Annotated in this window: 21 protein-coding genes; 17 read left to right on the top strand and 4 right to left on the bottom strand. The window is 41.9% G+C overall.

The annotated features are described in order from the left end of the window. Positions 1-13: 13 nt before the first annotated feature. Genes DBR43_RS05350 through DBR43_RS05335 form a run of 4 tightly spaced genes read left to right on the top strand, consistent with a single transcriptional unit; the run spans position 14 to position 4,905 of the window. Positions 14-1,420: a RagB/SusD family nutrient uptake outer membrane protein gene (locus DBR43_RS05350; RefSeq protein WP_124578621.1), complete on the top strand. Its 1,407-nt coding sequence runs from the start codon at positions 14-16 to the stop codon at positions 1,418-1,420. Between the two features lie 33 nt (positions 1,421-1,453). Continuing rightward, positions 1,454-2,629 (top strand): TlpA disulfide reductase family protein, encoded by a 1,176-nt coding sequence (locus DBR43_RS05345; protein WP_124578619.1) that lies wholly within the window; start codon positions 1,454-1,456, stop codon positions 2,627-2,629. A gap of 6 nt (positions 2,630-2,635) precedes the next feature. Further along, a complete protein-coding gene (locus tag DBR43_RS05340) occupies positions 2,636-3,706 on the top strand; it encodes a TlpA disulfide reductase family protein (RefSeq protein WP_199756960.1) in 1,071 nt (356 codons plus the stop codon). A gap of 14 nt (positions 3,707-3,720) precedes the next feature. Next, positions 3,721-4,905, top strand: a complete 1,185-nt coding sequence (locus DBR43_RS05335; RefSeq protein WP_124578617.1) for a TlpA disulfide reductase family protein — start codon at positions 3,721-3,723, stop codon at positions 4,903-4,905. 77 nt (positions 4,906-4,982) lie between these two features. Here DBR43_RS05335 and DBR43_RS05330 read toward each other — a convergent pair whose 3' ends face one another. Beyond that, on the bottom strand, positions 4,983-5,252 hold the full coding sequence (locus DBR43_RS05330) for a hypothetical protein (protein WP_124578615.1): 270 nt from the start codon (positions 5,250-5,252) through the stop codon (positions 4,983-4,985). 120 nt (positions 5,253-5,372) lie between these two features. Between DBR43_RS05330 and DBR43_RS05325 the strand changes: the two genes are divergently transcribed. Next, entirely contained in the window at positions 5,373-6,035 is a 663-nt protein-coding gene (locus DBR43_RS05325; RefSeq protein ID WP_124578613.1) for an NAD-dependent epimerase/dehydratase family protein, read from the top strand. A gap of 25 nt (positions 6,036-6,060) precedes the next feature. Further along, a complete protein-coding gene (locus DBR43_RS05320) occupies positions 6,061-6,753 on the top strand; it encodes a DUF2461 domain-containing protein (protein WP_124578610.1) in 693 nt (230 codons plus the stop codon). On the opposite strand, the gene DBR43_RS05315 is transcribed toward DBR43_RS05320, so the two are convergent. Then, positions 6,754-7,977, bottom strand: a complete 1,224-nt coding sequence (locus DBR43_RS05315) for a hypothetical protein (protein ID WP_124578608.1) — start codon at positions 7,975-7,977, stop codon at positions 6,754-6,756. A gap of 573 nt (positions 7,978-8,550) precedes the next feature. Here DBR43_RS05315 and DBR43_RS05310 point away from each other — a divergent pair. Beyond that, on the top strand, positions 8,551-10,941 hold the full coding sequence (locus DBR43_RS05310) for an ABC transporter permease (RefSeq protein ID WP_124578606.1): 2,391 nt from the start codon (positions 8,551-8,553) through the stop codon (positions 10,939-10,941). On the opposite strand, the gene DBR43_RS05305 is transcribed toward DBR43_RS05310, so the two are convergent. Further along, a complete protein-coding gene (locus DBR43_RS05305) occupies positions 10,928-11,356 on the bottom strand; it encodes an NUDIX hydrolase (RefSeq protein WP_124578604.1) in 429 nt (142 codons plus the stop codon). The two genes, DBR43_RS05310 and DBR43_RS05305, sit on opposite strands and share 14 nt — an antisense overlap. A 190-nt stretch (positions 11,357-11,546) precedes the next feature. Between DBR43_RS05305 and DBR43_RS05300 the strand changes: the two genes are divergently transcribed. Further along, positions 11,547-12,839 (top strand): esterase-like activity of phytase family protein, encoded by a 1,293-nt coding sequence (locus DBR43_RS05300; protein WP_124578602.1) that lies wholly within the window; start codon positions 11,547-11,549, stop codon positions 12,837-12,839. Between the two features lie 252 nt (positions 12,840-13,091). Next, complete coding sequence (locus DBR43_RS05295; protein ID WP_158622435.1) at positions 13,092-13,619, top strand: SPFH domain-containing protein; 528 nt, start codon at positions 13,092-13,094, stop codon at positions 13,617-13,619. A gap of 83 nt (positions 13,620-13,702) precedes the next feature. Here DBR43_RS05295 and DBR43_RS05290 read toward each other — a convergent pair whose 3' ends face one another. Next, the gene (locus DBR43_RS05290; RefSeq protein ID WP_124578598.1) at positions 13,703-14,008 is read right to left on the bottom strand and encodes a hypothetical protein; all 306 of its coding nucleotides are present in this window, start codon (positions 14,006-14,008) and stop codon (positions 13,703-13,705) included. 115 nt (positions 14,009-14,123) lie between these two features. On the opposite strand from DBR43_RS05290, the gene DBR43_RS05285 reads away from it, so the two are divergent. From DBR43_RS05285 to DBR43_RS05250, 8 genes are all read left to right on the top strand, one after another. Beyond that, a complete protein-coding gene (locus tag DBR43_RS05285; RefSeq protein ID WP_124578596.1) occupies positions 14,124-14,840 on the top strand; it encodes a hypothetical protein in 717 nt (238 codons plus the stop codon). 40 nt (positions 14,841-14,880) lie between these two features. Further along, complete coding sequence (locus DBR43_RS05280) at positions 14,881-15,687, top strand: penicillin-binding transpeptidase domain-containing protein (protein WP_124578594.1); 807 nt, start codon at positions 14,881-14,883, stop codon at positions 15,685-15,687. Between the two features lie 82 nt (positions 15,688-15,769). After that, positions 15,770-16,303 (top strand): Crp/Fnr family transcriptional regulator, encoded by a 534-nt coding sequence (locus tag DBR43_RS05275; protein WP_233602871.1) that lies wholly within the window; start codon positions 15,770-15,772, stop codon positions 16,301-16,303. A gap of 112 nt (positions 16,304-16,415) precedes the next feature. Next, a complete protein-coding gene (locus tag DBR43_RS05270) occupies positions 16,416-17,189 on the top strand; it encodes a type 1 glutamine amidotransferase domain-containing protein (protein WP_199756959.1) in 774 nt (257 codons plus the stop codon). An 89-nt stretch (positions 17,190-17,278) separates the two neighbouring features. Continuing rightward, on the top strand, positions 17,279-18,145 hold the full coding sequence (locus tag DBR43_RS05265; protein WP_124578590.1) for an AadS family aminoglycoside 6-adenylyltransferase: 867 nt from the start codon (positions 17,279-17,281) through the stop codon (positions 18,143-18,145). Between the two features lie 155 nt (positions 18,146-18,300). Further along, a complete protein-coding gene (locus DBR43_RS05260) occupies positions 18,301-18,903 on the top strand; it encodes an RNA polymerase sigma-70 factor (RefSeq protein ID WP_124578589.1) in 603 nt (200 codons plus the stop codon). 79 nt (positions 18,904-18,982) lie between these two features. Next, positions 18,983-20,158, top strand: a complete 1,176-nt coding sequence (locus DBR43_RS05255) for a FecR family protein (RefSeq protein WP_124578587.1) — start codon at positions 18,983-18,985, stop codon at positions 20,156-20,158. 183 nt (positions 20,159-20,341) lie between these two features. Next, the gene (locus DBR43_RS05250) at positions 20,342-23,722 is read left to right on the top strand and encodes a SusC/RagA family TonB-linked outer membrane protein (RefSeq protein ID WP_124578585.1); all 3,381 of its coding nucleotides are present in this window, start codon (positions 20,342-20,344) and stop codon (positions 23,720-23,722) included. Positions 23,723-23,729 lie beyond the last annotated feature (7 nt).

Below are 23,729 nucleotides of genomic sequence, written 5' to 3'. Positions count from 1 at the left end.
AAATATTAAAGCGATGAAGAAATTAATTCTGATATATAGCATGTGCTTTTTTGCACTGGGGATTTCTGTATCCTGCAAGAAGGAACTAAATGCATTGCCTACCCAGTCTAAAGTGGAAGGAAATGCGATCATTGATCAAAAGAGTGCGGAAGTGGCTTTAAACGGTGTCTACCTTCGGTTAGCTGAAGGTGGGGATGATCGTGGGACACCCAGCATATTGTGGTCGGGGAACCATGAAATTACCCCGACTTATCTGGCGGGTTATATTACTTATCCGCATGGGGGATCATCACTGGATGAGAACAACCTCATTTCCGCAACGGATTATGCTGTTGCCCGGTTATGGGGAACCTATTATAGCCTGCTGAATGCAGCAAATGGGGTCATTGAACAGGTTTCCAAACTTCAGGACCAACAGTTTTCCGGAAGCAGGAAGCTGGAGATTCTCGCAGAAGCGAGGCTTTTAAGGGCTTATGGTCATCAGGGATTGCTGCGGTATTTCGCGGAATTTCATGACCTCAACAGCAGTTATGGCGTATTGCTGAGGAAGGAATTTGTCACCACTAATAACATTGCTCAAAAGCGGAGTTCTGTTAAAGAAAGTTACGATTTTATTCTGGCCGACCTGGATGACGCGATTGCACATGGACCGCTGAGCAGTGTAAACTACTATACCAACCGCTGGGTTGCCAAAGCCCTTAAAGCAAGGATCCTTATGATCAGGGGGGCTGCCGGTGATTATGCCCAGGCAGTTGCTTTAACGGATGATATCATCCGGAATTCTCCCTATGTACTGGAACCTCAGCTTCAGGACATCTTTAGTTCCAAGGGACTGGAGAGTAAAGAAGTGATGCTTGGACTGTTTCCAAAAGTGAATCAGGTGAGTAAGTTTGATACTTATTTTTATAGAAACAGTCCGGGCTATACCGCTACACCATCGTTCAAAGCGCTCTTTGCAACTGATCCGAGAAACAGCTGGATGATTGGTGTGGTGGGGACAGAACCTGACGGAATTCTTAAATACAAAGGTCCAAAGGTGGAGGTTTCCTATGCCCTGAGGCTCACTGAAGTTTACTTACTTCAGGCCGAAGGAATCGTTCGCTCTGGTGGGGATCTCAATGCAGCAAGAACGCTGCTTAAAACAGTGTTGTCACATGCAGGTGTCAGTGATTTTTCTGCAATTGACAATGCAAATACCCCGGATGCGCTATTGATTCAGCTCTATAATGAAACTGCCAGGAACCTGTCTTTTGAAGATGGGCAGGACTGGTCTGCATTATTGAGAATGCCAATGTCTTTTGTATTGGCGGTAAAACCTGCGATCACAGACAAGAATCATTTTATTCTTCCAATTCCCAAGGAGGAGTTTGATAAGAATCCAATGATCGGTGATCAGAACCCAGGCTATAGCAAAAATTAAAATACTTTTTATCAACTGTAAAAACCCTAAATCATGAAAATAAGTCACCTTTTATTGCTACCCTTTCTTTTTTATCAGGGGCAAGCTTCTTTTGCCCAGTCGGGGCAAACAAAAAATCAGTTCCAGCTTAATGGAAATGTAAGTGCTGCCGATTCTGTCCTGCTTTATTATGCAGATGCTACGGGAAAACAGGTTCAGGTATCCAAACCTGTTGTGAACGGTAAATTTAGCCTTAGCGGCAAAATCAATAAGCCTGTGGGCGCCAGAATTCTGTTTAAAAAGAAAGACGAGGTGATTCCCCGCCAGCAGTTTTGGGAAAGAATGACGGAAATATATCTGGAGCCTGGAACCCTAATGATTTCCGGTGTTTCCAGCGAGCCAAAGAACTTCAAAATTACCGGTTCGAAAACCCAGCTGGAGTTGAATGAACTTCATGGAAGTATTGCCGGGATCCGAAAAGAAATGCAGCCCGTGATTGATGCTTTAGAAAAAGAAAAAGATCATGAAAAAGCTTCAGAAATCCGGGATCAGCTGGGACCTTATAATGACAGGATAAAAAAGATCACCTATGATTTTTTTATCGCCCATCCCAATTCTTATGTGACTGCAGATATGATGCGGTTTTACCTTGCGCAGATGGGGCTTGATTCGACGAAAAGGGTGTACAATAACTTTAATGCGACGATGAAAAAGGATAAAGCGGTACAAGAGCTATATAAGGAAATCCGCAAAATTGAATCCGGAATGCCTGGAAGTGTGGCTGCAAATTTTACAGCGAAAGACCTCAACGATCAGCCGCTGTCACTTTCAGATTTTAAAGGCAAATATGTGATCATTGATTTTTGGGCGAGTTGGTGTGTCCCTTGTCGCAAAGGAAATCCACACCTGATTAATGTCTACAATACTTACCATGAGAAGGGGCTGGAGATTATCGGTGTTTCTGATGATGACCGCAATCATGAAGCCTGGAAAAAGGCGGTGAATCAGGATAAAATAGGCATCTGGCATCACGTTTTGCGTGGTCTGGATATGGATCTGAGGATGAAAAATCTACCCAATCCGGATGACATTTCTGAGAAGTACGGCATTCATTCTTTACCTACAAAAATCCTGATCGATCCATCGGGAAAGATCATCGGCCGGTACGGAGATAACAATGGTGGTTCTGATGAGGATCTCGATAAAAAATTAGCAGAACTATTAAAATAATCAAAGATGATAAAGAAATTAAAATTAATCATGCCAGCCCTGTTGTGCTGCGGCATTACGGTTTACGCACAAACGGCAAACGTATCTGGTAAGCTCGAGGGCCTGAAAGAGAAAGAAATCTCCATCTATTACTTTAAGGATGGCAAGGCGGTAACAGATACCGTAAAGGTCAATAATGGCCAGTTTAAATGGGTGACGAAAATGGCTGAACCACAGAAGGTAGGTACGATGCTTTTTGGTAGGTATTATCAGTTTTTTGTGGAAAGTGGAAACATTAAGATCAGTGGAGGAAAGCGTACTGAGGATATAAAGATTACCGGATCTAAGTCGCAGGACGAGTACGAGGCTTATGATAAAACCTTGAAATACCTTGATGATCAGGAATCCCCTTTGTATGAAAAATGGGGTAAGGTAAGTAAGGATGAGCAGATTGCATTGGAAGAAAAGGTCGATGACTTAAGGAAACAGCGGAGGGAGCGGAACAATAATTACATTGCTGCACACCCTGCAAGTCCTTTAAGCATTAGTATGGTTTCAGAAAAGGCAATGATGGGAAGTTATGATGAGGTGGCATTGGCCTTTGAAAAACTGGCTCCATCGGCACAGCAAAGCGGGGAGGGAAAGCGTATTTCTGAGCGCCTTGCTGTCTTAAAGCGGAGCGCCATTGGAGAACCGATGCTGGATTTCAAACAGAATGATACTGAGGGTAAGCCTGTGCAGTTTTCTGCATTCAAAGGTAAATATGTGCTGGTAGACTTCTGGGCGAGCTGGTGCGGACCTTGTCGTGCTGAAAATCCTAATGTCCTGAAGCTTTACAATGAGTACAAAGACAAAAATTTCACTGTTGTAGGGGTTTCCCTTGACGATAAAGGGGAAAACTGGAAAAAGGCAATTAAGGACGACAATATGCCATGGACACAGGTTTCAGATCTGAAGGGCTGGAAAAATGAAGTCTCTACCTATTATGGCATTATGGGAATTCCAAGCACCTTGCTGATTGATCCTCAGGGAAAAATTATTGCCAAAGACCTGCGTGGTTTAGCGCTGACAAAAAAACTGGCTGAATTGTTCAATTAATCTTTAAACTGTACATGAAATATACCTCAATAATGCTTTCCGGTGGCTTGATGTTGCTACTGGGAGCGGGTTGTAAACCCTCTGCATCAGATCATTTTAGCATTAAAGGAACCATAAAGGGAGTCGATAGCGGAGTGGTCGTTCTTCAGCAGTTTGATGAGGAGGAGCGAACGAAGAAAGTGCTGGACAGCGTTGTTTTTAAAAACGGGACCTTTGAATTGAAAGGGAAGGCCGAAAATCCGGAAATGATGACCATTATCGTTAAGCCCGGTAATTGGGTGGCGAATGTTTTTGTAGAAAACAGCGATATCACCTTTGCATCGGATACTGCGGGAGCCGTCCATTACGATTATACCGGATATGGAGGCGACAAGGGAGCGAATCTAAAAGATCCGGTCATTACGGGGTCCGGCAATCAGGATACTTATCAGACCTTCGACAAGGACCCTCAGCAGCTGAAATTTATGGAGGCATTTGCAGGATTGAATAAAGCGTATGATGTAGAGAAAGATCCGAAGCAAAAGGAAAAAATGAAACTGAAATTTGATTCTTTGGGTAAACTGAGTAGTGCATGGCAGTTGAAATGGATTAATGGATACCTTGTTAAGCAGCCGTCATCGGTTGCAGCCGCGTATATCTTATCTAATTATTACCGGATGAATTCAGATATGGCCATTCCTGAAATAGATGCACTGTTGGGTAAAATAGATGGAGCGGCAAAGCAATCGGTTTATTACCGGGGAATCCTGAAGAGTGTCAATTCCCGGAAGGCAGTGATGGTTGGGAAAGATGCGCCGGACTTTCAGCTCTTAAAGAGGGATAGCACTATATTTAAGCTTTCTTCCTTAAAAGGAAAATATGTGATGCTTGATTTCTGGGCCAGCTGGTGCAAGCCATGCCGGGAAGGGATCCCTCACTGGAAAAAGGTCTATCAGGAATATCAGAATAAGGGATTTGAAATGGTTAGTATTACCAACGATAGCCGGAGATCGGATTGGATTAAGGCTTTGGATCAGGAAAAGATGCCATGGATTCAGGTTACAGATGAATTTCCCGTAAAAAACAGAACGGCCAGGGTTATCTCTCAGTATGAAGCTCCTTTTTTGCCCTTTTACATTTTGCTGGATAAGGACGGAAAGATTCTTGTTCGTTCAGGAGAAGAGAAAGATATTGATGAGAAGCTGAAAGCGTTGTTATAGTAGAATTGCGGTTTTAAATCCATTTTTACATTAAATAAATCCCCTGTCTTACTGTTAAAAGGCAGGGGATTTACTATTTAGTTTTCTTTTTTATTGTCTTTCCCTGTTTTATGGGTGTTGTAAAAATCCCCTTTGATCCATTGGACCTTACCTGCTTCCCGCATGATTGGGGCAATGATATAGGCTCCTGTTTGTGAATCCAGGATCACAATGCCCTGTTCTCCAATGACCGTCTTAAATTTGCCCTCATTTTCATCGCTGTTGTTTTTGAAACTAATGATAGAGACCAGCAAAGCAGTCCCCAGAAATCCAATCATAATTGATTTAAGGTCTAGTGTAATTTTCATGTTTGAGAAATAAAAAGGTTTCGAAATGATGTGTTTATTCAATATTACTAAATAAATCTTCCGGATCAGGATCTGGTTTGTAATATTTATAGGTTTACCATCATATTTGTATATTGAATCATGGAAATAAAAGTAATCCTAACAGGTGCTACCGGTTTGGTGGGGGAAGGTGTCCTGCTGGCCTGCCTGGAACACCCTCTGGTAAAGGAAGTACTGATGGTAAACCGCAAATCCAATGCGCTAAAGGATCCCCGGCTGAAAGAATGTATCATTCCTTCCTTTCTGAATCCGGATGAATTTTCGGAGCAGTTAACCGGTTATGACGCTTGTTTTTATTGTGCAGGCATCAGTTCAAATGGTATGAATGAGTCTGATTATAGTCATATTACTTATGATACGACTCTCGGTTTTGCAGAGAAATTGTTAAGCCTTAACCCGCAAATGGTCTTTAGTCATGTGTCGGGAAGTCATAGCGACAGTTCGGAAAAGGGAAACATCATGTGGGCCAGGGTAAAAGGAAAAATTGAAAATGCATTGATGCGTTTGCCTTTCAAAAAGGTGTATAATTTCCGCCCGGGTTTTATGAAACCTACAGCAGGACAGCAGAATGTTAAAAGTTTTTATAAAGTGATCAGCTGGTTTTATCCTTTATTGAAAATTTTGATGCCGGATCGGGTCAGCACCATGCAAGAAGTAGGCCTGGCCATGATCAACAGTGTATTAAAAGGCTATCCAAAACAAATTCTCGAAGTAACAGATATTAAACTGCTTGCTAAAGCATAAACATAAAATACATTCTATACGCCCCATGGCAAATTATCCTGAAAAAACGTTACGAGTACATCAATCTGGTTTTGACTTTCTAAATCAGTTAAAAAACAACAATAACAGAGATTGGTTCAACCAGCATAAACCTGAATTTGAACAGGAAAAAATCCTCATGGAAGGATTTGCAGAAGCTTTGCTGGCCGGACTCCGGACCCATGATGTGATTGAAACAGCGTCTGGAAAACGGGCATTATACCGCATCTACAGGGATGTCCGTTTTTCCCATGACAAGACGCCTTACCAGACCTACTGGGGCGGAAGCTTTACCCGCGCTACCAGTTTTCGCAGAGGTGGGTATTATTTCCATCTTGAACAAGGCAGGAGTTTTATTGCCGGAGGTTTCTGGGGACCCTCATCGGCAGATTTAAAACTCATCAGAGATGACATCTCTTTTGACGATGCGCCTTTGAGAAAGATCATCAGCAGCCCTTCGTTTATCTCCTGCTTCGGTGGATTAAAGGGGGATCAGCTGAAAACAAAACCTAAGGGATTTGATCTGGAACACGAAGCGATTGATCTGTTGAGGTACAAGCAGTTTCTGCTCATCAGGCCGTTTTCAGATGAAGAGGTGCTTAGTGAAGATTTCTTAAAAGAGGCAGGACGAACCTTCCTGGAAATGCGTCCGTTTTTCGATTATATGAGCGAAGTATTGAGCACAGATGGGAATGGATAATTAGTCCTGAGTTTTATAATTCGGTTGCGTGTTATGGGAAGCAGGGGGGATGAGTGTGAAATCATATTTTGAAATTTGATTTTTTAATGCTTCACTCAACTTGACTTTACGTCCTTTGTAATAATTTTCAATGCTTTTATTGTCTACCAGAGTCCATCGCTCTTTGGCCGCATTTTGATAAACCGGGATTAATTCCGGTTCTTCTTCATTGATGTTGTCAGTGATGGTACCATCTTTCTCGTATTGAAATCTTGGCGCGCAGATGATCGAAAGGGCTTTGGTATCATTGAGGTTTGAGAGTTCTTTGATCATGTTTCCCATATCATAGAGTCCAAGGCTGTTTATTCCAAGCGACAGGTGAACAGCTCCCATTTTAAAGAAGACTTTTGGCATTTTATTTTTACTTTCCATCTCTCTGTAATTCTTTCCAAAATTGGACTTCATATATGCGATCCTGCCGGAGTTGCTCATCGCGTACTTTCCATTATCATATAAGGCATAGATCTCCCAGGATTTGATGATCGATGCGATGATGGTTTTGATTGCTGCATTGCCGGAGCCTGCTTTTTCAAAGAATGCCTTTATTTCCTGATTATTTAACAGGCGATCGAACATTTTATAGTCATCGGATGCTGCAGATTTTTTAAATTCTCCCAGCAAAAAGCTTTTGGCAGTCTTGTAAAATGGGCTTATCTGTGCTTTGTTTTTAGAAAGCTCATACATCTGATCAAATAAAAATGAATAGGAATAAAGGAATTCCTGATCAATGCCCCAAAGTTTAAAGTTGTTTTTTATTGCTGTTTTTAAAAAGGTTTCATCCTCTTTACCATCAAAAAAGACAAAAGGAACACCCCATGTTTCCTTAAAGTATTTTGAATTAAAATCGTAGAGCTGTCCTTTTTCTTTAATTTCAGTGGTCATCCGTTCTACACTTTTCGGACCGGCCTCGACTACAAAATTTTTATATCCCTGCATTGATAAATGTGGGAGCAGGGCGTTTGTCAACTGGGATATTTCCGCAATAGCGTGTTGTTCACCAAGCATCGTAAATTGGCTTTCCGCCATCCTGCTGAGTAACAATTGAGCGCCCTCACCCGTTAGTTTATCATTTTTAATTTCAAAATAATGGTTAAAGCGGGCCAAATCGGCAGCGGTTATCTTTTCCTGAGCGGATAAGGAGATTGAAGTAATGCAGAGTAGTACCGTTGCTATTTTATTTAACATCTAATCTATTTTAAGTATTTCAAAATTAATGATTTATTTAATTTAAGATGAATGTTGGAAAAATGTTTTCTATTTGATATTTTTTATTCTTCTGTTTTGAATCTACATCGTACCGGAAATGAAGAAGCATCACATTTACCTGGTATTAAAAAAATCCAGGTAGAAAGACATCCGTCTAACTACCTGGATTAACGATAAAACAATCAAGGAGGGGGGCTTCCTGATTGTTATAGCTTTTTAGTAAACGCGACCAGGCAGTTACCTTCAGGCTATTTTCAACTATCAAAGTTAACCAACTTTGATAGGTTTAAAGATACAACTATGTTGCGTTAATTAGTGTTAAAGAAAAGTTAAAATGTGTTAAAAGAATGCGGTTGGAAAAAAGCGATATTAGCATTGTTATGAGCGCTCTTCCTCAGGAAATAACCCGGTGATGTTGTACGCTATCGTTCAGCAATTGTTCAGAAATGAACAATTTAAAACAAGGCAACTTGTTAATTCGCTGTTGAATAGGAGTTTATGGCCTGATTTCTTTCTGGCACAGCAATGGTTATTTTTATAGAAATTGACCTTATGTTTCTTCTGAACTTTAAAATTGCCTGGCGCAACCTCTGGAAAAATAAAGGATATACCTTCATCAATATTGCTGGTTTATCTATTGGGATTGCGGCATGTCTGCTCATTTTTATATTTATCAATTACCAGCTGGGTTTTGATAAAGGATATAAAAATGAAGACCGGATTTATCGTTTTGTCACCAACTGGAAATATGCTACTTATGATGATTATTCAAAAGGCATTCCACTGCCACTGGTTCCGGCGGCGAGGAATGAATTTGCCGGTTTGGAGAAAGTTGCGGCCATCATTAAAAAGTGGGGAATTATTCATGTAAAGGACGAAAAAGGACAGGACTTTATAAAGGTTCATGAACCCGTTTATTATGCTGAGCCGGACTTTTTTGAGATTTTTGATATGCCATGGTTATCGGGGAACCCTCGGCAGGCTTTATCAGCGCCCAATACGGTAGCCTTATCAGAAAGCACTGCAAAACGATTTTTTGGCAGTACGGAAGGGGCGATTGGGAAAAGCTTTTTATTTGCCAATCAGATGAATTTAAAGGTCACCGGTGTATTTAAGGACAGACCTCAAAACAGCAGTTTTCCTTTAAAAATTGTAGTGAGTTATCAGACTTTTAACAGTAAGAAATATGTAAACTGGGAAAGTGTAAGTTCAGGAATGGAGTGTTATGTCTTATTGAAAAAGGGACTGGGGCTGGCCGATTTAGAAAAACCACTGGCACAATTTAACGACAAATATTATCCGGACAAAAAAGCTTTGGGGAATCAATCCAATGCATTACAGCCGTTAAGTGACATTCATTTTAACGAAAGGTATGGCAGCTTTGCGGATGTCTCTATCAGTAAAAAGGAAATTTACGGATTGGGTATTATTGGTTTGTTTTTAATTCTTACGGCCTGTATTAATTTCGTGAATCTGGCTACTGCACAGTCTGTTAACCGCTCTAAAGAAGTTGGTGTGCGCAAGGTCATCGGCGGTCAGCGTAAGGAGCTTGTAGTGCAATTTCTGATGGAAACTTTTGTCGTCACCACGATCGCCATGCTCATTGCCTGTGTGCTGACAGAGATGGCACTTCCCGGGATGCGTTCTTTGCTCAAAGAACAGGTCGTATTGAGTTTGTTCGGAGAACCGGTGATCTTCCTGTTCATGGGGATCATGATTGTTCTGGTGAGCTTTTTGGCAGGTTTTTATCCTGCCATGGTGATGTCTGGTTTTAGTCCTGTTTTAGCAATAAAAAATAAGGTAGCGATGAATGCCAGCGGGCTGAGTTTACGGAAGGTCCTCGTTGTGGTACAATTTACCATTACTATCGGGCTGATTATCGGCACACTGGTGATTATGAAACAAATGGAGTATTTAAGGGAAAAGCCACTTGGATTTAACAAAGATGCCGTTGCTATGGTTGGTATGCCAGCCGATAGCTTAAGCCAGCGTAAATACAGTACGTTTAAGGAAAGGGCCTCTCAAATCCCGGGAATAGAAGCGCTTAGTTTTTGTCAGACTGCTCCTTCTTCCAGTGACATCACTTCTTCTGATTTTCATTACAACGGTAAAAGAAATGTTGATTTTGAATTGAGAAATTCAAAAGCTGATGAGGATTATTTTAAATTGTTTGATTTGAAGCTTGTTGCCGGGAAGGCCTTTATAAAAAGTGACACTGTGAACGGCTGTGTGGTAAATGAAACTTTTCTGAAAAAGATGAACATTTCAAATCCTCAGGAGGTTATTGGCAAATCCTTAAGAACCAACGGATTTCAGATGACCATTACCGGCGTGGTGAAAGATTACAATGACCTCTCTCTGAAGGATAATATTTCGGCCCTTGTGATTTATCCTCAGAAAGAAGGGTACTTTAAACTGGCCATTAAACTGGATAGCAGAAAGCTCATGTCTGCTATGAAAAAGGTAGAAGCTTTATGGAATAGTACCTATCCAAGTTATGTTTACGACGCTAATTTTCTAAATGACGACATTAATGAATACTACGAAAATGAGCGGGTAACCGGGGTACTTTTTAATATTGCTTCCGGAGTGATTATTTTCATTTCCTTTATTGGCTTGTTTGGGTTAATCTCTTTTATTGCTGCTCAGCGCACACGTGAGGTTGCCATTAGAAAAGTCCTGGGTGCTTCTACGTTGGAACTGGTTAAAATGCTTAATGGTTCTTTTTTGATCATGGTCTTTATGGCCAACCTGATCGCATGGCCATTGGCATATCTCTTTGTTTCGCATTGGTTATCAGGGTTTGTTTATAGAATAGACCTTAGTATCTGGCCATTCCTGCTGGCATTTTTGATTTCTATGACCATCACCCTGATTACCGTTAGTCTAAAGTCTTACAAAACCGCTGTTGCAAATACGATAGATGCCCTTAAATATGAATAGGCAATATTCCGTCTTTTTCAAGGCTTTTGAAAAGCATTAAAACACCGGGAACCTGAGCAGGTTCCTGCAGATAGCTTTCCAGATCAAAATAGCGTACTTCTTCAATTTCATTGCCGGGTGCTATTTTTTCTGTCAGGTTGTACATGAAGCAGTCCTGTTCCATTTGGATATGGCTATGTTCACCATAGGCCGCTGCAGTAATGTGTTTATAAAGTATCAGTTTTTTGCTATTGAGGTCAAGGTTAAGTTCTTCTTTAACCTCCCTGATGATGGCTTGAAGGGCGGTTTCTCCTGCATCTATTTTTCCTCCCGGCAGATACCATGCTTTTTTATTTTTGCTAAAAGCCAGGAGTAGTTTTCCGTCTTTCAGGACAACAAGTCCTGCGGTATGCAGTTTTACGATTTCAGTATTCATGTATTGTTGTTCTTTCTTAATCAGGTGCCGTGTTCGTTATCAATCTCATTTCGCCTGATGTTGTAAATATATCAGCATTTGCGGCATTCCGCTGATTTTTTTCAGAATAATAGAAATTCAGGAACTTATCCGGGGCTTAACAATTTGTTCATAGTCTGATGCTCTTTTTGTAAAAACATAAGCATCTTATATGAAAAGAACATTACTCCTTTCTTCTGTGGCCCTTGCGGTACTTTTTGCTTCCTGCAAAAAGAACAATGACCGTACCGCGCAGATCACTTATCCTGATATGGCCGAGGCCTCAGATCCTGCATTGTTATTTGAAGCCTCCAATGGCGTGAAAGTGTACAACGGTGGATTCGGTTCTGCAGTGGCAGCCGATCCCAATGCGCCCGATGTATTTTACCTTTTAACGGATCGCGGACCGAATGCTGAAGGGGCTACTTCAGATATTAAAATCTTCGGAAAGGCTGATTTTACGCCTCAGATTGGTAAATTCAGACTAAAAGACGGAAAGCTAGTCCTGGAGCAAACCATCATGTTAAAAAATGCCCTCGGACAAAACTTAAACGGATTGCCGAATCCGGTCGGATCAGGTTCCACTGGTGAAACAGCGATCGACCTGACAGGGAAGACCCTTAGTCCAAGTATCGATGGTATAGATTCTGAAGGACTTGTAAGGGCATCAGATGGCAGTTTCTGGATCAGTGACGAATATGGTCCTCATATTCTGCATGTGGATGCGAATGGCCGTACAATTGAAAGGATCAATCCTTTTGGTAATGGCACAGGTGGCAGGAGTATTCCTGCTGTTTTTGCGAAACGTAAAGCAAACCGTGGAATGGAAGGACTTGCCATTACTCCGGATGGAAAAACACTGGTTGGCATTATGCAGTCGCCGATGTCTAATCCCAGTGCTGCTGCGGCAACAAATTCTGTCGTATTGCGGATTCTTACTTTTGACATCGCTACAGCAGCTACAAAACAATATGTTTATTTAATGGAGAACCCATCTTTAACCGGGGTAAGTGAAATTTTGGCCGTTAACGCAACGACCTTTCTGACACTCGAAAGAGACGGGGGCTATGGTGGGGCAGCGAGTTCGCCGGCGACCTTTAAAAAGGTCTTTAAGATTGATCTTTCGGGAGCAACTGAGATTTCTGATCCTGCGAACTCAGCTAATGGTAAGCTGTTTTCCGGTAAGACTGCAGAAGAACTGAAAGATCAGACAGGTTTGAGTACTGCTGGTATTGTTCCCGTTAGTAAGTCGCTTGTCCTGGATCTGCTAAAGGATTTACCTGCGGTTTACCCTCATGATAAAGCAGAAGGTTTGGCCCTGATCAACGGAAATATACTGGTTATCTCCAACGATGATGATTTTGGGGTAATTCCAGGGCCAGGTGGAACTTTTGCACAGAAAATTTTGCCCTTCACCAAAGCTGTAGACAAGAACAGGTTATATTTTGTGAAAGTCAAGTTATAAGCGATAAAACTGCCGCAATTAACAACCTGCTGATCCATGGATCAGCAGAATTGTTTATTGCGTTTCTTTTATAGATCAAAAAGAATAAAACTCTAGTTTTTGCCTACTACTTTCAGGGTTTTCGGCATGTCCCTTAATCGTTAAATTTACGAAGTTCTCTTGCCGCTAAATAGGGCAATTCGTCCCAAAATTTAATGCGGAAGTTTATTAATGCTTAGATTGGGCAAATCTGTTATTAAAAAAACTGAACGTATGAATTCGCTGATCAACCTGTTCGCCATCTGTATTCTTATCATTACCGCTCTTGTTTTTTTTAGCAGGCTTCGCGTTCCGCCGAATACCATTCTGATTATTGAAAGAATAGGGAAGTTCCATCGTGCGGTTTCCGGGGGGACTTATTTTAAGATTCCTGTAATTGACCAGGTCAATGGCCTGATTTCCACTTTAACTGAAAGTGATACCTTTAAGCTGGATATACCGACGGAGGCTAAGGAAGTGCTGCATGTTACCCTTTTCCTCAATTGGGAGCTCCTTAATACCGGGACAGAAAATATTAAGAAAGTAGCCTATCAATTCAAGGATAGTATCAAAAGAAAAGAAGCACTTTCTGAAATTATAAAAATAAAGGTAGCCGGTTTCTTTTTTAACAGAAGTAAGTCGATTGCCCTTAGTGATTATGAAGACCTTAGTGAGGCGCTGAAATTGCAATTGGGCTCAGCAATGAAAATAATGGGGTATCGGCTGATCAGCCTTCAGTTAAAAGACCTGTACCAGGATTAATCCTGGTTTAAAGGTTTACTTATTGGCCACCTTAGCCAGGATCTGTTGATGCGTCGTGGTGTTTGTTGGTTTAAACAGGTTTTTTAATCTCCCAGGAGTTCTATATCCCAATTGTTAGTTGATAAATAGGTTAATAATCCCCTGAATTCCAAAATCGCCGTTGTTTTTGATTTATCTCTTTTGAGGTCTGTTATAGCCACATAGTCATCAATTATTCTGAGGAGTATTTTTTGATGGTCCACTGACAGCCGGTTGTCTGTATATGGGTCAATTGCCAGGCCCGTCCAATGTTTAAAGGTTTCAAATATCTCTTCAAGCATGTTGTACTTAGCAGTGTCGAGTCCAAATAAGTAATCGCTGTTATCGAGCCGGTGAAAATCCAATGCCATAATGCCCAAAATAATGAAAAAAGGAAACGTTTGTTCATATAGGTCAATAATAATTATCTTAGCGCAAAGCTTTTTTTGATTGGTAAACTTGGCATGATCTGCTTTAACTCGAACTGTGGACGAAACTGATAAACATAAACTGGAAAATTTAAGGCAGCAGCTCCCTATAGGACTGCGTTATGGACTTAATCTCCTTGAAAAGGCGGGAGGAAATGTGGAAGAGGCTGCAGGCTATTTCAGGCAGGAATGTAGGGACTTAATTGTACAGAAGACTGGTATTTCGGAACAGGAGGCCTCGGTACATTTATTGAAGTACAACTTTGATATTGCTGCGACCTTAAAATACATTGACGAAGCGCGCTTTAGCCTTACTGAACTGATCATCAGAAGAAATAAAGATAAGGAAGAGGCGCTTGAGAAAATCGCCGGGGCGGTAGTAGAGAAGGAGGGTTTGATCCGGGAATACTGGCTGCATCCTGATGCTTTAAGCCGGCTTCAACCGGAAGTGTTTTGTCTGGTCATGCTGATGGAGTGGCTTGGTTTTGCCGGTTGGGAGGATTTTGAAACAGCGTTATATTTTCATTTGGATGTGATCAGTGATCTGATCGATCGGCAACTTTTGCTGCCTGAAATAGCGGAGACTTTAAAAGAAGCCCAGGCAATTGCTATTGTTCAGGCCCCTCAGCAGAAAGTTTCTTTGGAAAGGGATGGCTTTGTAGGCCAGACAGCCGAACTTACCGCACAAAGCGATTTGTTTGAAATACAAAGACCGTTACTTATAGATACACTCTACCAATTTGTAAAAAGCAACATCAGTAAATTCCCATTTTAGTTTATTCAAGAGGGGCCTGTTTATTTTAATAAAGAAACCAATGTTTAAAAAGATACTTCTTTCCCTTATTATCGCCTTTTATTTTGTTGTCGCAGGTTACGCTCAGGAAACATTGAGCAGTACTTTTCGCAAATATGGAGCCGGGGGCAGTACCACGATATTCGATTACAAAAACAAAAAATGGCTGTATAGTGATGCTGCCGATGCAAAAATCGCCATGCAACCGGCTTCAACCTTTAAAATCATCAATTTGCTGATCGCATTGGAAAGCGGAGCGATTAAAGATGAACAGGAAATTATCCCATGGCCAGGAAAGACGGATACCACCTTGTATGGATACCGCCCGGAGATCTATAAAGACCTGTCGGTGAAGCAAGCGTTCGAGGTTTCTGCAGGCTGGGCATTTATTGAAATTGCCAAAAGGATTAAGCGGCCGGTATATCTGGATTATTTAAAACGATCAGGGTACGGCAATTTAGACCTTTCGGAAAAAGGGGCGGACTTTTGGAATTTTGGTCCTATGAAAATAAGTCCTGAAAACCAGATCAGATTTTTGGTTAAGTTATATGAGGGCAAGACACCATTTTCCAAACGAAATACCGAAATTCTTAAAAATGTAATGGTTACTGAAAAGAGCGGAAATTACATTTTGAGGTCGAAAACGGGCTGGACACGAACAGAAGGGCAGGATATTGGCTGGTGGGTTGGCTATTTGGTCAACAAAGACCGACCTTATTTCTTTGCCACACGGTTGACACAAGCGCTGGGAAAACCGAATGCTAATTTCGGTAAATGGAGAAAGGAGATCACAAAAGAGATCCTGAAGGGCTTGCAAGCGCTGGAATAAAGTAAACTTATGGTGTACTTCTATTTTGAAAAATTGAATAGATTTGAAGATGAGCCTAGCCTTCCGTCAACATATAGAGAAAATGACCACATTAACAGATGCAGAGTTTGATGAGGTGCTTTCTAAATTTAGTGTTAAGAAGCTCAAAAAACATCAGTTTCTGGTGCAGGAAGGTTCAGCAGTGCTTCATGATTACTGGGTAGTCAAAGGGCTGCTCAAAGCCTATCATACCGATGAGGATGGAAAGATCCACATCCTTCAGTTTGCCATGGAAGACTGGTGGATTTCAGACTATCAATCTTTGGTATACCATACTCCGGCAAGCATCAATATCGACTGTATTGAAGACAGCGAGCTGTTGGTGATCTCTGCGGAAGACAGGGAGTTACTTTGCAATGAGATCAAGGGCATGGCCAATTTTTTCCGTAAGAAATCCCATGCAGGTTATGTGGCCTTACAACAACGCATTTTGTTCCTGCTGAACAAAAATCCGCAGGAACGGTACAACCGGTTTTTGAAATTGAATCCCAAGCTCTTGCAACGTTTACCAAAAACCCTGCTTGCTGCCTATATAGGCGTATCAAGAGAAACATTGAGTCGGCTCAGCCATCCTTAGTGTGATTGTAATCACATAAATTTTGTGACCAGCTTCCTTTCAGCGCTTCTATTTTTATTGAAACTTTGTGCCCTTGTCCATTGTAATAATGGAGGTGTTTAAATTCAATACTATGAAGATGATTAAAAAGGGAATGATGGTTCTTGCATGTTGCGCCATTTTCTCCTCTGTAAATACAGCAAATGCGCAAACCCTCAAATCTAATCAGATGAAAAAGAAAATCTTATTTGTGGTGACCAGCCATGACAAAAAAGGAAGTACCGGAGAAGCTACAGGTTATTACCTCGGAGAGGTGAGTCACGCCTGGAAAGTATTAAAAGAAGCCGGTTATGAAATAGATTTTGTAAGTCCTAAAGGTGGCAATCCGCCGGTCGATGGATTCGATCTTTCGGATGCAGTAAACAAAGAGTTTTGGGAAGATCAGGTGTATCATCAAAAGATCAGTAACAGCCATAAACCTTCGGAAGTAAAAGCAGAAGATTATGCAGCGATATACTATGCCGGGGGGCATGGAGCAGTCTGGGACCTTCCGGATAATCAGGAGATCGCGGGAATTGCCAGCAGGATTTATGAAAACAATGGGGTGGTTAGTGCCGTTTGTCACGGACCAGCCGGATTGGTAAACATCAAACTGAGCAATGGGAAATTCCTGATTGATGGTAAGAAAGTAAGCGGTTTCACGAATGAAGAAGAGAAAGCTGTTAAGCTGGAAAATGTGGTTCCATTTTTACTGGAAGATCAATTGAAAAAACGTGGCGGGATTTATGAAAAATCAGCTCCATGGCAGGAACATGTGGTAACGGACCAGCGACTGGTAACCGGACAAAATCCACAATCTGCCAAAGCAGTAGGTGAAGGCGTAAAAAAAGCATTGGAAAATTTATAACTTGCTGCTCATAGCAGATCAAAACCGGAGCCTGGGGAGATCCCCGGGCTCCGGTTTTTTTTTCGGAATTATAAAAGATCCATCAGCACATGAATAACAGCGCTCAAAAACTTCAGCAGATCATAGATTGGGCAGGTCAGAATGACAATGTAAGGGCGGTATTGTTAACCAGCTCCCTCGTTAATCCCCTTGCTCCCGTGGATCAATTCAGTGATCTGGATGTAGAGCTGGTGTTTGCCGATCTGCCAAAGGTTCTGGCTGATGACCTTTGGCTTTCTGAATTTGGTCAGGTAATCGCGAAGATATCGGAAAGGGAAGAAGTGTTTGAGGGGAGGCATGCAATGCGGATGGTGCTGTATGACGATTATGAAAAAGTTGACTTTAAGCTGTACAGTGTTGCCCGGTTTTTGGAAGAGGTGAAGGCAGAGGAACTGCAGGAAGACTGGGATATAGGCTACAAAATACTTTTGGATAAAGATGGGCTTACACATCAGTTAAAACCAGCCACACATCAGGTTAGCCTAATCAGGAAACCTTCGGCAGCAGCATTTGAACAGAAACTAAATGACTTTTGGTGGGACATGACCTATGTGATCAAATGCCTGGCCAGGGACGATATTTTCTATGCAAAATTTATGTCCGAAAACAATATGCGCACAGATTATCTGGTTCCGGTTATTGAGTGGTATATCGCCATTGATCATGACTGGAAGGTGACGACCAATAAACATGGTCGCTTATTTAAGAAATACCTGTCGGCGGAAATGTGGCAAAAAGTTGAAGCTACATTTTCGGGAAGTGACATCGGGGACAACTGGAGGGCATTAATTGCTTATGCTGATCTGGTACATGAACTGGGAACAGAACTGGCGCTTAAACTGCAGTATCCTTATCCGGCACAGCTGGAACATGATATCCGGAAATACCTGGATTTTGTGAAAAGTTCAGGGCGATAACTAAGCTGTGGTCCTATTATTCGCTGGTCCTCAACAGGTTTTTGAATTGCAGGTTTAAACTTTTTGTGAAATAATTGTTAACAATGAAATTGTAATTCCTAAATTTACTTTAGGGGAATCTTCCGGGCTACTACTTTAAACCCGGTTACAAAACAATGCATACAGAAGTTTTTATCGATGAAAAGATGCTTTTACAACGCGTCTCGGCTGGTGATGCACGGGCATTCAGTACTGTTTTTCATCGATATCAGGCAAAAGTTTACGCTTATGCTTTTAGAATTGTAAAAGCCGAATCGATTGCCGAAGAAATTGTTCAGGAAGTATTCGTTAAAATCTGGAGTCTTGGGGAAACCTTAACTGAGATCGAGAACTTTGACGGCTTTCTTCGTACTGTGACCAGAAACCATACCCTTAAAGTCTTACGCAGGATGGCTCTTGAGTTCAAAACGAGCAAAATGAGCAGCAGCAGCTATAGGGAAGATCATAATGATACCGAAGAATACATTATTTTCAAAGACTCTGAAAAGATCTTAAATGAGGGGATCGAAAAGCTTCCTGCGCAGCAAAAGCTGGTTTATTGTCTTTGTCATCAGGAAGGTTTAAAATATGAAGAGGTTGCCGATCGGCTCAACATCTCTAAACTTACTGTAAAAACCCATATGCAGCATGCCTTGCGCTTTCTGCGCAATTATATCAGCAGTCATACCGACATTGCTGTATTCATCATTGTGATGGAAATTCTGAATAAAAAGAATTAATACATTTTTTTTATTCTCCGTTACTCCTGTCTTCTTTCTTAGGGGTCATTATAAGAAAAGGGAGAACAAACTCAACGCGATGAATACAAGGCTAGCTTATTTATACCAGCGATACATTGATGAAATCTGTACTGCCGAAGAGCGGGAAGAGTTTTTTTCTCTGCTAATGGCAGATCAAAAAACTGAACAGATGAACGATCTGATGGACCATACCTGGGCCACAGTAGAAAAGGGAAAAGGATTAAGTGAGGAAAAAGCCAACCATATTTTAGATCACATTCTAAGCCATCATCATCACCAACCTGTTGTCCGGAAAATTTCCTGGTACCGTTATGCCGCGGCTGGACTGGCCTTTGTTACGGTATCTGCCGGACTCTATTTATATAGCCTCAATCATCATTCTGATCTTAAAAAGCAACAGGATGCGGTCTATGTCAGTTCCATCCCAGCTGCCAGCAATAAAGCGACCTTAACCCTGGCCAACGGATCAACGATCAATCTTGATAAAGCCAGCAAGGGAGAAATCGCAGAACAATCAGGCCTTACCGTTACAAAAACAGGGGATGGGAAACTGGTCTATGAAATCTCGAAGACTTCCGTAGCTGCGGCCGGATTTAATACAATCACTACACCCAGGGGAGGGCTCTATCAGGTCAACTTGCCAGATGGTACGATGGTATGGCTAAATGCGGCCTCCTCCTTAAAATATCCGGCCGTTTTTAACGGACAGGAACGTAAAGTGGAGTTATCCGGAGAGGCTTACTTTGAAGTGGCCAAAAAGAAAATTCCTTTCCTTGTCAAAACTGCCCTTCAGGAAGTGGCGGTATTGGGAACGCATTTCAATATCAATGCCTATGCAGATGAGGTCAAAACTAAAACTACGCTTTTTGAGGGGTCTGTTCGTGTTTCCTTAGCTGAGAAGCAGGCGCTAAAATCAGTAAATACACAAGTCCTGGTACCAGGACAACAATCTACCGTTGAAAATAACCGCCTCAACGTTAACGCTGTTGACCTGGACGAGGCCCTTGCCTGGAAAAACGGATATTTCCAGTTCAACGAAGAAAATCTGGTCAACATCATGAAACAGCTTTCCCGTTGGTACGACATTGATGTGGTCTTTGAAGGAAAGCCTTCACAGGAATTATTCCTGCTTAAAATTCCAAGGAGACTGGCCTTATCAGACGTCTTAAAAATCTTAGCAACAAATGGTATAAACTTTAAAATAGAAGGGAGAACGCTTATTGTAAAATCTTAACGAACCGGATTTTAACAAGGAATAAAAAAGCCGGAGGTGTTTCGACCACCTCCGGACAAAAGTTCCGGGTTAAACATAAAATCAATCCTGACAGATCTCATCAAATTATCAACCCAAATCGTTTGGCATCCATGATTCCTTAAAAAAGGAAAGCGGCTGCCTACGACTAAACCGAACAAAAATATGAATAAAATTCTAGACGCATTAAGAGTCATGAAATTAATTATATGCTTATTGATTCTCAGTTTCCAGGCAAATGCAGTTGCATTCAGCCAGTCTATCAATTTAGCCGAAAAAAATGCAAGCATAGAAAGCGTTGTAAAGAAGATTGCCAGTCAAGGAGGCTATTCTCTTTTTTACAATATTGACCTGCTCAGGAAAAATCCTTCGAAAATCAACTTGTCATTAAAAAACGTGACGGTTGAGAAGGCTCTTGAGGAAACCCTGGTCAACCAACCTTTAGAATTTGTAATTGTAAACAATACCGTTATCATAAAACCAAAATCCAGGGCGACTGAAAATAAATCAGTGCCGGAAATTAAAAAGCCGGTTCGCGGAAAAGTAACCGACGGAAAAGGTCCGATCTCCGGCGTATCCGTCAGAGTAGATGGCACCAATCTTAGCACTGTGACCGATTTAAACGGGAGCTTTACCATCAATCTCTCTCCTGGAAAGTACCGTTTGGTGTTTAGTTCCGTAGGTTATGAGAGCAAACGGATAGAGAAAGTGGTTTCCAACGACAGTGACGAGCCCATAAATGTAACCCTCGTGCCTGCATTAATCCAGCTCCAGGAAGCACTGGTGGTCGGGTACAGCATAAAGAAGGCCAGCGAAATTACCGGGTCATTGCAAACCTTTTCTGCGCGTCAGCTGGAGGGAGTAACCACTTCGAACCTGATTTCCCAGCTGAAAGGAAAAATAGCCGGGATGTACATCACTGAACCTTCCGGCGACCCAAATAATAAAGCCAGTTTTGTAGTGCGGGGGCAGGGTACTTTGCCGATTACAGACAATTTAAGGGTAACAAACAACCTGAATCCGCTCATCGTGGTGGATGGTATCATCTATCCTGATGTTGCTTATCCAAGTGACATCGTCTCTTCTACAGACATTGAAACCGTTACCTTATTGAAAGATGCAGCATCTACTGCCATCTTCGGCTCCAGGGCCAGTCAGGGGGTATTGGTGATCACGACTAAAAGAGGAGTGGCAGGCAACACGCAGTTGAACCTGAACAGCAGTTTTGGGGTCAGCAAAAGATACCTGGGTAAAATTGAGTTTATGAACAGTCAGGAACTCTATGATTACCAGCGTAAAATGTTGCTGAACTCTTTCTCTGTGAGTAATGAAGGATTAACGCAGGATGCTTACCTGAACAAATACCTTCCTCCGGCTTCGGTGACTGGTAGTTACACCGATTGGAACCGGGAGTTGTACAGAGATGGTCTGACAAAAACAGTAGACCTCTCGCTCTCTGGCGGAACGGAGAAAACACGTTATTACTTTGGCGCCAACAACTACAATGAGCAAGGTGCACTAAAAGGGAATGACCTTACGAGATCCAGCTTCAAATTAAATCTCGATCATAATATTACCAGTAAGCTAAGTTTAAATGCGAACCTAAGTACCATTTTTGATAAAGGCAATGCCAGTCCGATCGGAGGACTTACCGGTGCTTTAACTTTACCGTGGTATGTGCCGAACAATGAGGATGGGAGCCCTAAAAAGATTCTTGGCGTTGATGCTTTGGGCAATACCACTCAGAATCCGCTATACGATTTACCTTATAACAGCACCATCACCAAAACTCAACAGGTGTTGGGAGTCCTTTCTGCGAAATATAAGTTGAACAATTGGCTTACGCTGACTTCCAACAATTCCTATAATACTTCTTTTATAAATTATGAGGCCTATCAGGACCGTTTGTCTTTATCCGGGGCTACGAATAAAGGAAGTCTGGTGCAGCAGAAAACAAATACAAACTCGTTTATGACCTCGAACCTGATTTCTGCACGTAAGCAGTTTGGCTCCCATAGCATCAATGGTTTAGGCGGTTTTGAATACAACAGAAGTAATTCTGAGTACAATAGTTTATCGGTGAAGAATATGCCTACCGGTATCAAAGTTGCATCTGCAGCAGCTGAAGTATGGAACACTGGTAGTGGTAAAGCTTTCCGGGGAGAGAAATTTGCACGCGGATCTTATTCTCTGTTTGCAGAGGGAGGCTATAATTACCAGGAACGGTATTTTCTAAATTCTTCTTACCGGATGGATTATTCTGCAAATTTTGGGATAGATAAACGGGATGGTCATTTCTACTCTGTGAGTGGTGCCTGGCTGGCTTCCAACGAGGATCTGTTGAAAGACCATAAATACATCAGTAATTTAAAATTGAGGGCGAGTTATGGTACAAATGGAAAAGTGGCAGGGGAGGACTTCCTGACGGAAAGCTTTTATAATTTCGGCTACCAGTATGGAGGGGATCCTGCAGCAGTGATCAACCAACTCGGAAACCGTAACATTACCTGGGAAAAAGCTTATGTAGCAAACCTTGGGCTGGATCTTGGTTTGTTCAACAGGCTCTCCATCAGTGCTGATTTTTACCGTAAAAGGACTACGGACCTGATTCAAAGGGTTGGAACTTCTGCCTTACTTGGTGTGCCTAGTCAATACCAGAATATCGCTCAGATGCTAAACCGTGGGGTAGAACTCCTGTTGAACAGTAAAAACCTGACTGGTAAGTTCAAGTGGGAAACTGGTTTTAACATCACTTTCAATACCAATAAAGTAGAGAAATTATACAACGGTACGCTTTCGCGTGGAAATTCGGGTATGATAAAAGAGGGTGATGACATTTCCAGTGTACATGACATTAAATGGCTTGGGGTTGATGCTCAAACAGGAAAGCCTCAATTTGAACGGGTAGCGATAGACGGGCAGGGTAACGTTACCGGCCGGACGATCGTGAACACCTTAGATGAAGTTCTTGCCGGACTAAGCGGCGATGCTTACAGTGCTCAGTACCAGTTTGTAGGGAACATGACACCCAAATATTACGGCGGCTTACTGAATACCTTTTCCTACAATGGCTTTGAGCTTTCTGTATTGCTGAATTTCTCTGCCAATTATCTGGTTTTTAACAACTCGAGAAATTCCTACTTTTCTTCGGAGGGAAATAACATCCTGAAAAACAATCAGATCAAGCCAGGTAGCGGTCAGGTGATCTGGGAAAAGCCAGGAGACCAGGCGACAGAGCCAATGCTTTTTCGGACGCGTACAGACGGTGCTGATGGCTCCAGTTCCAGGTTATGGGAAGACGCCAGTCACATCAGGGTTCGGAATGTTCGCCTCGCCTATAGCCTGCCGGAAAAGCTGATCAGTGCGGTTAAGCTAAAAAGAGCGAATATCTATCTGAGTGGTGATAACCTTTTTGTCTTTACCAAAAAGACCTTTTATGGAGCTGATCCCGAAGGTGTTCTGGCAGGTAATGAGAACAATTATGGCGTAAGTGCAGGATATGGCGCCAGTCGGAAATACCTGCTTGGTTTACAGTTAACATTTTAATCCTATA

Origin of the sequence: Pedobacter sp. KBW06 (genome assembly GCF_003852525.1) — a bacterium.
GTDB lineage: Bacteria > Bacteroidota > Bacteroidia > Sphingobacteriales > Sphingobacteriaceae > Pedobacter.
Note: the sequence above shows the minus strand (reverse complement) of the source record. Positions and strands in the feature narration are given on the sequence as shown.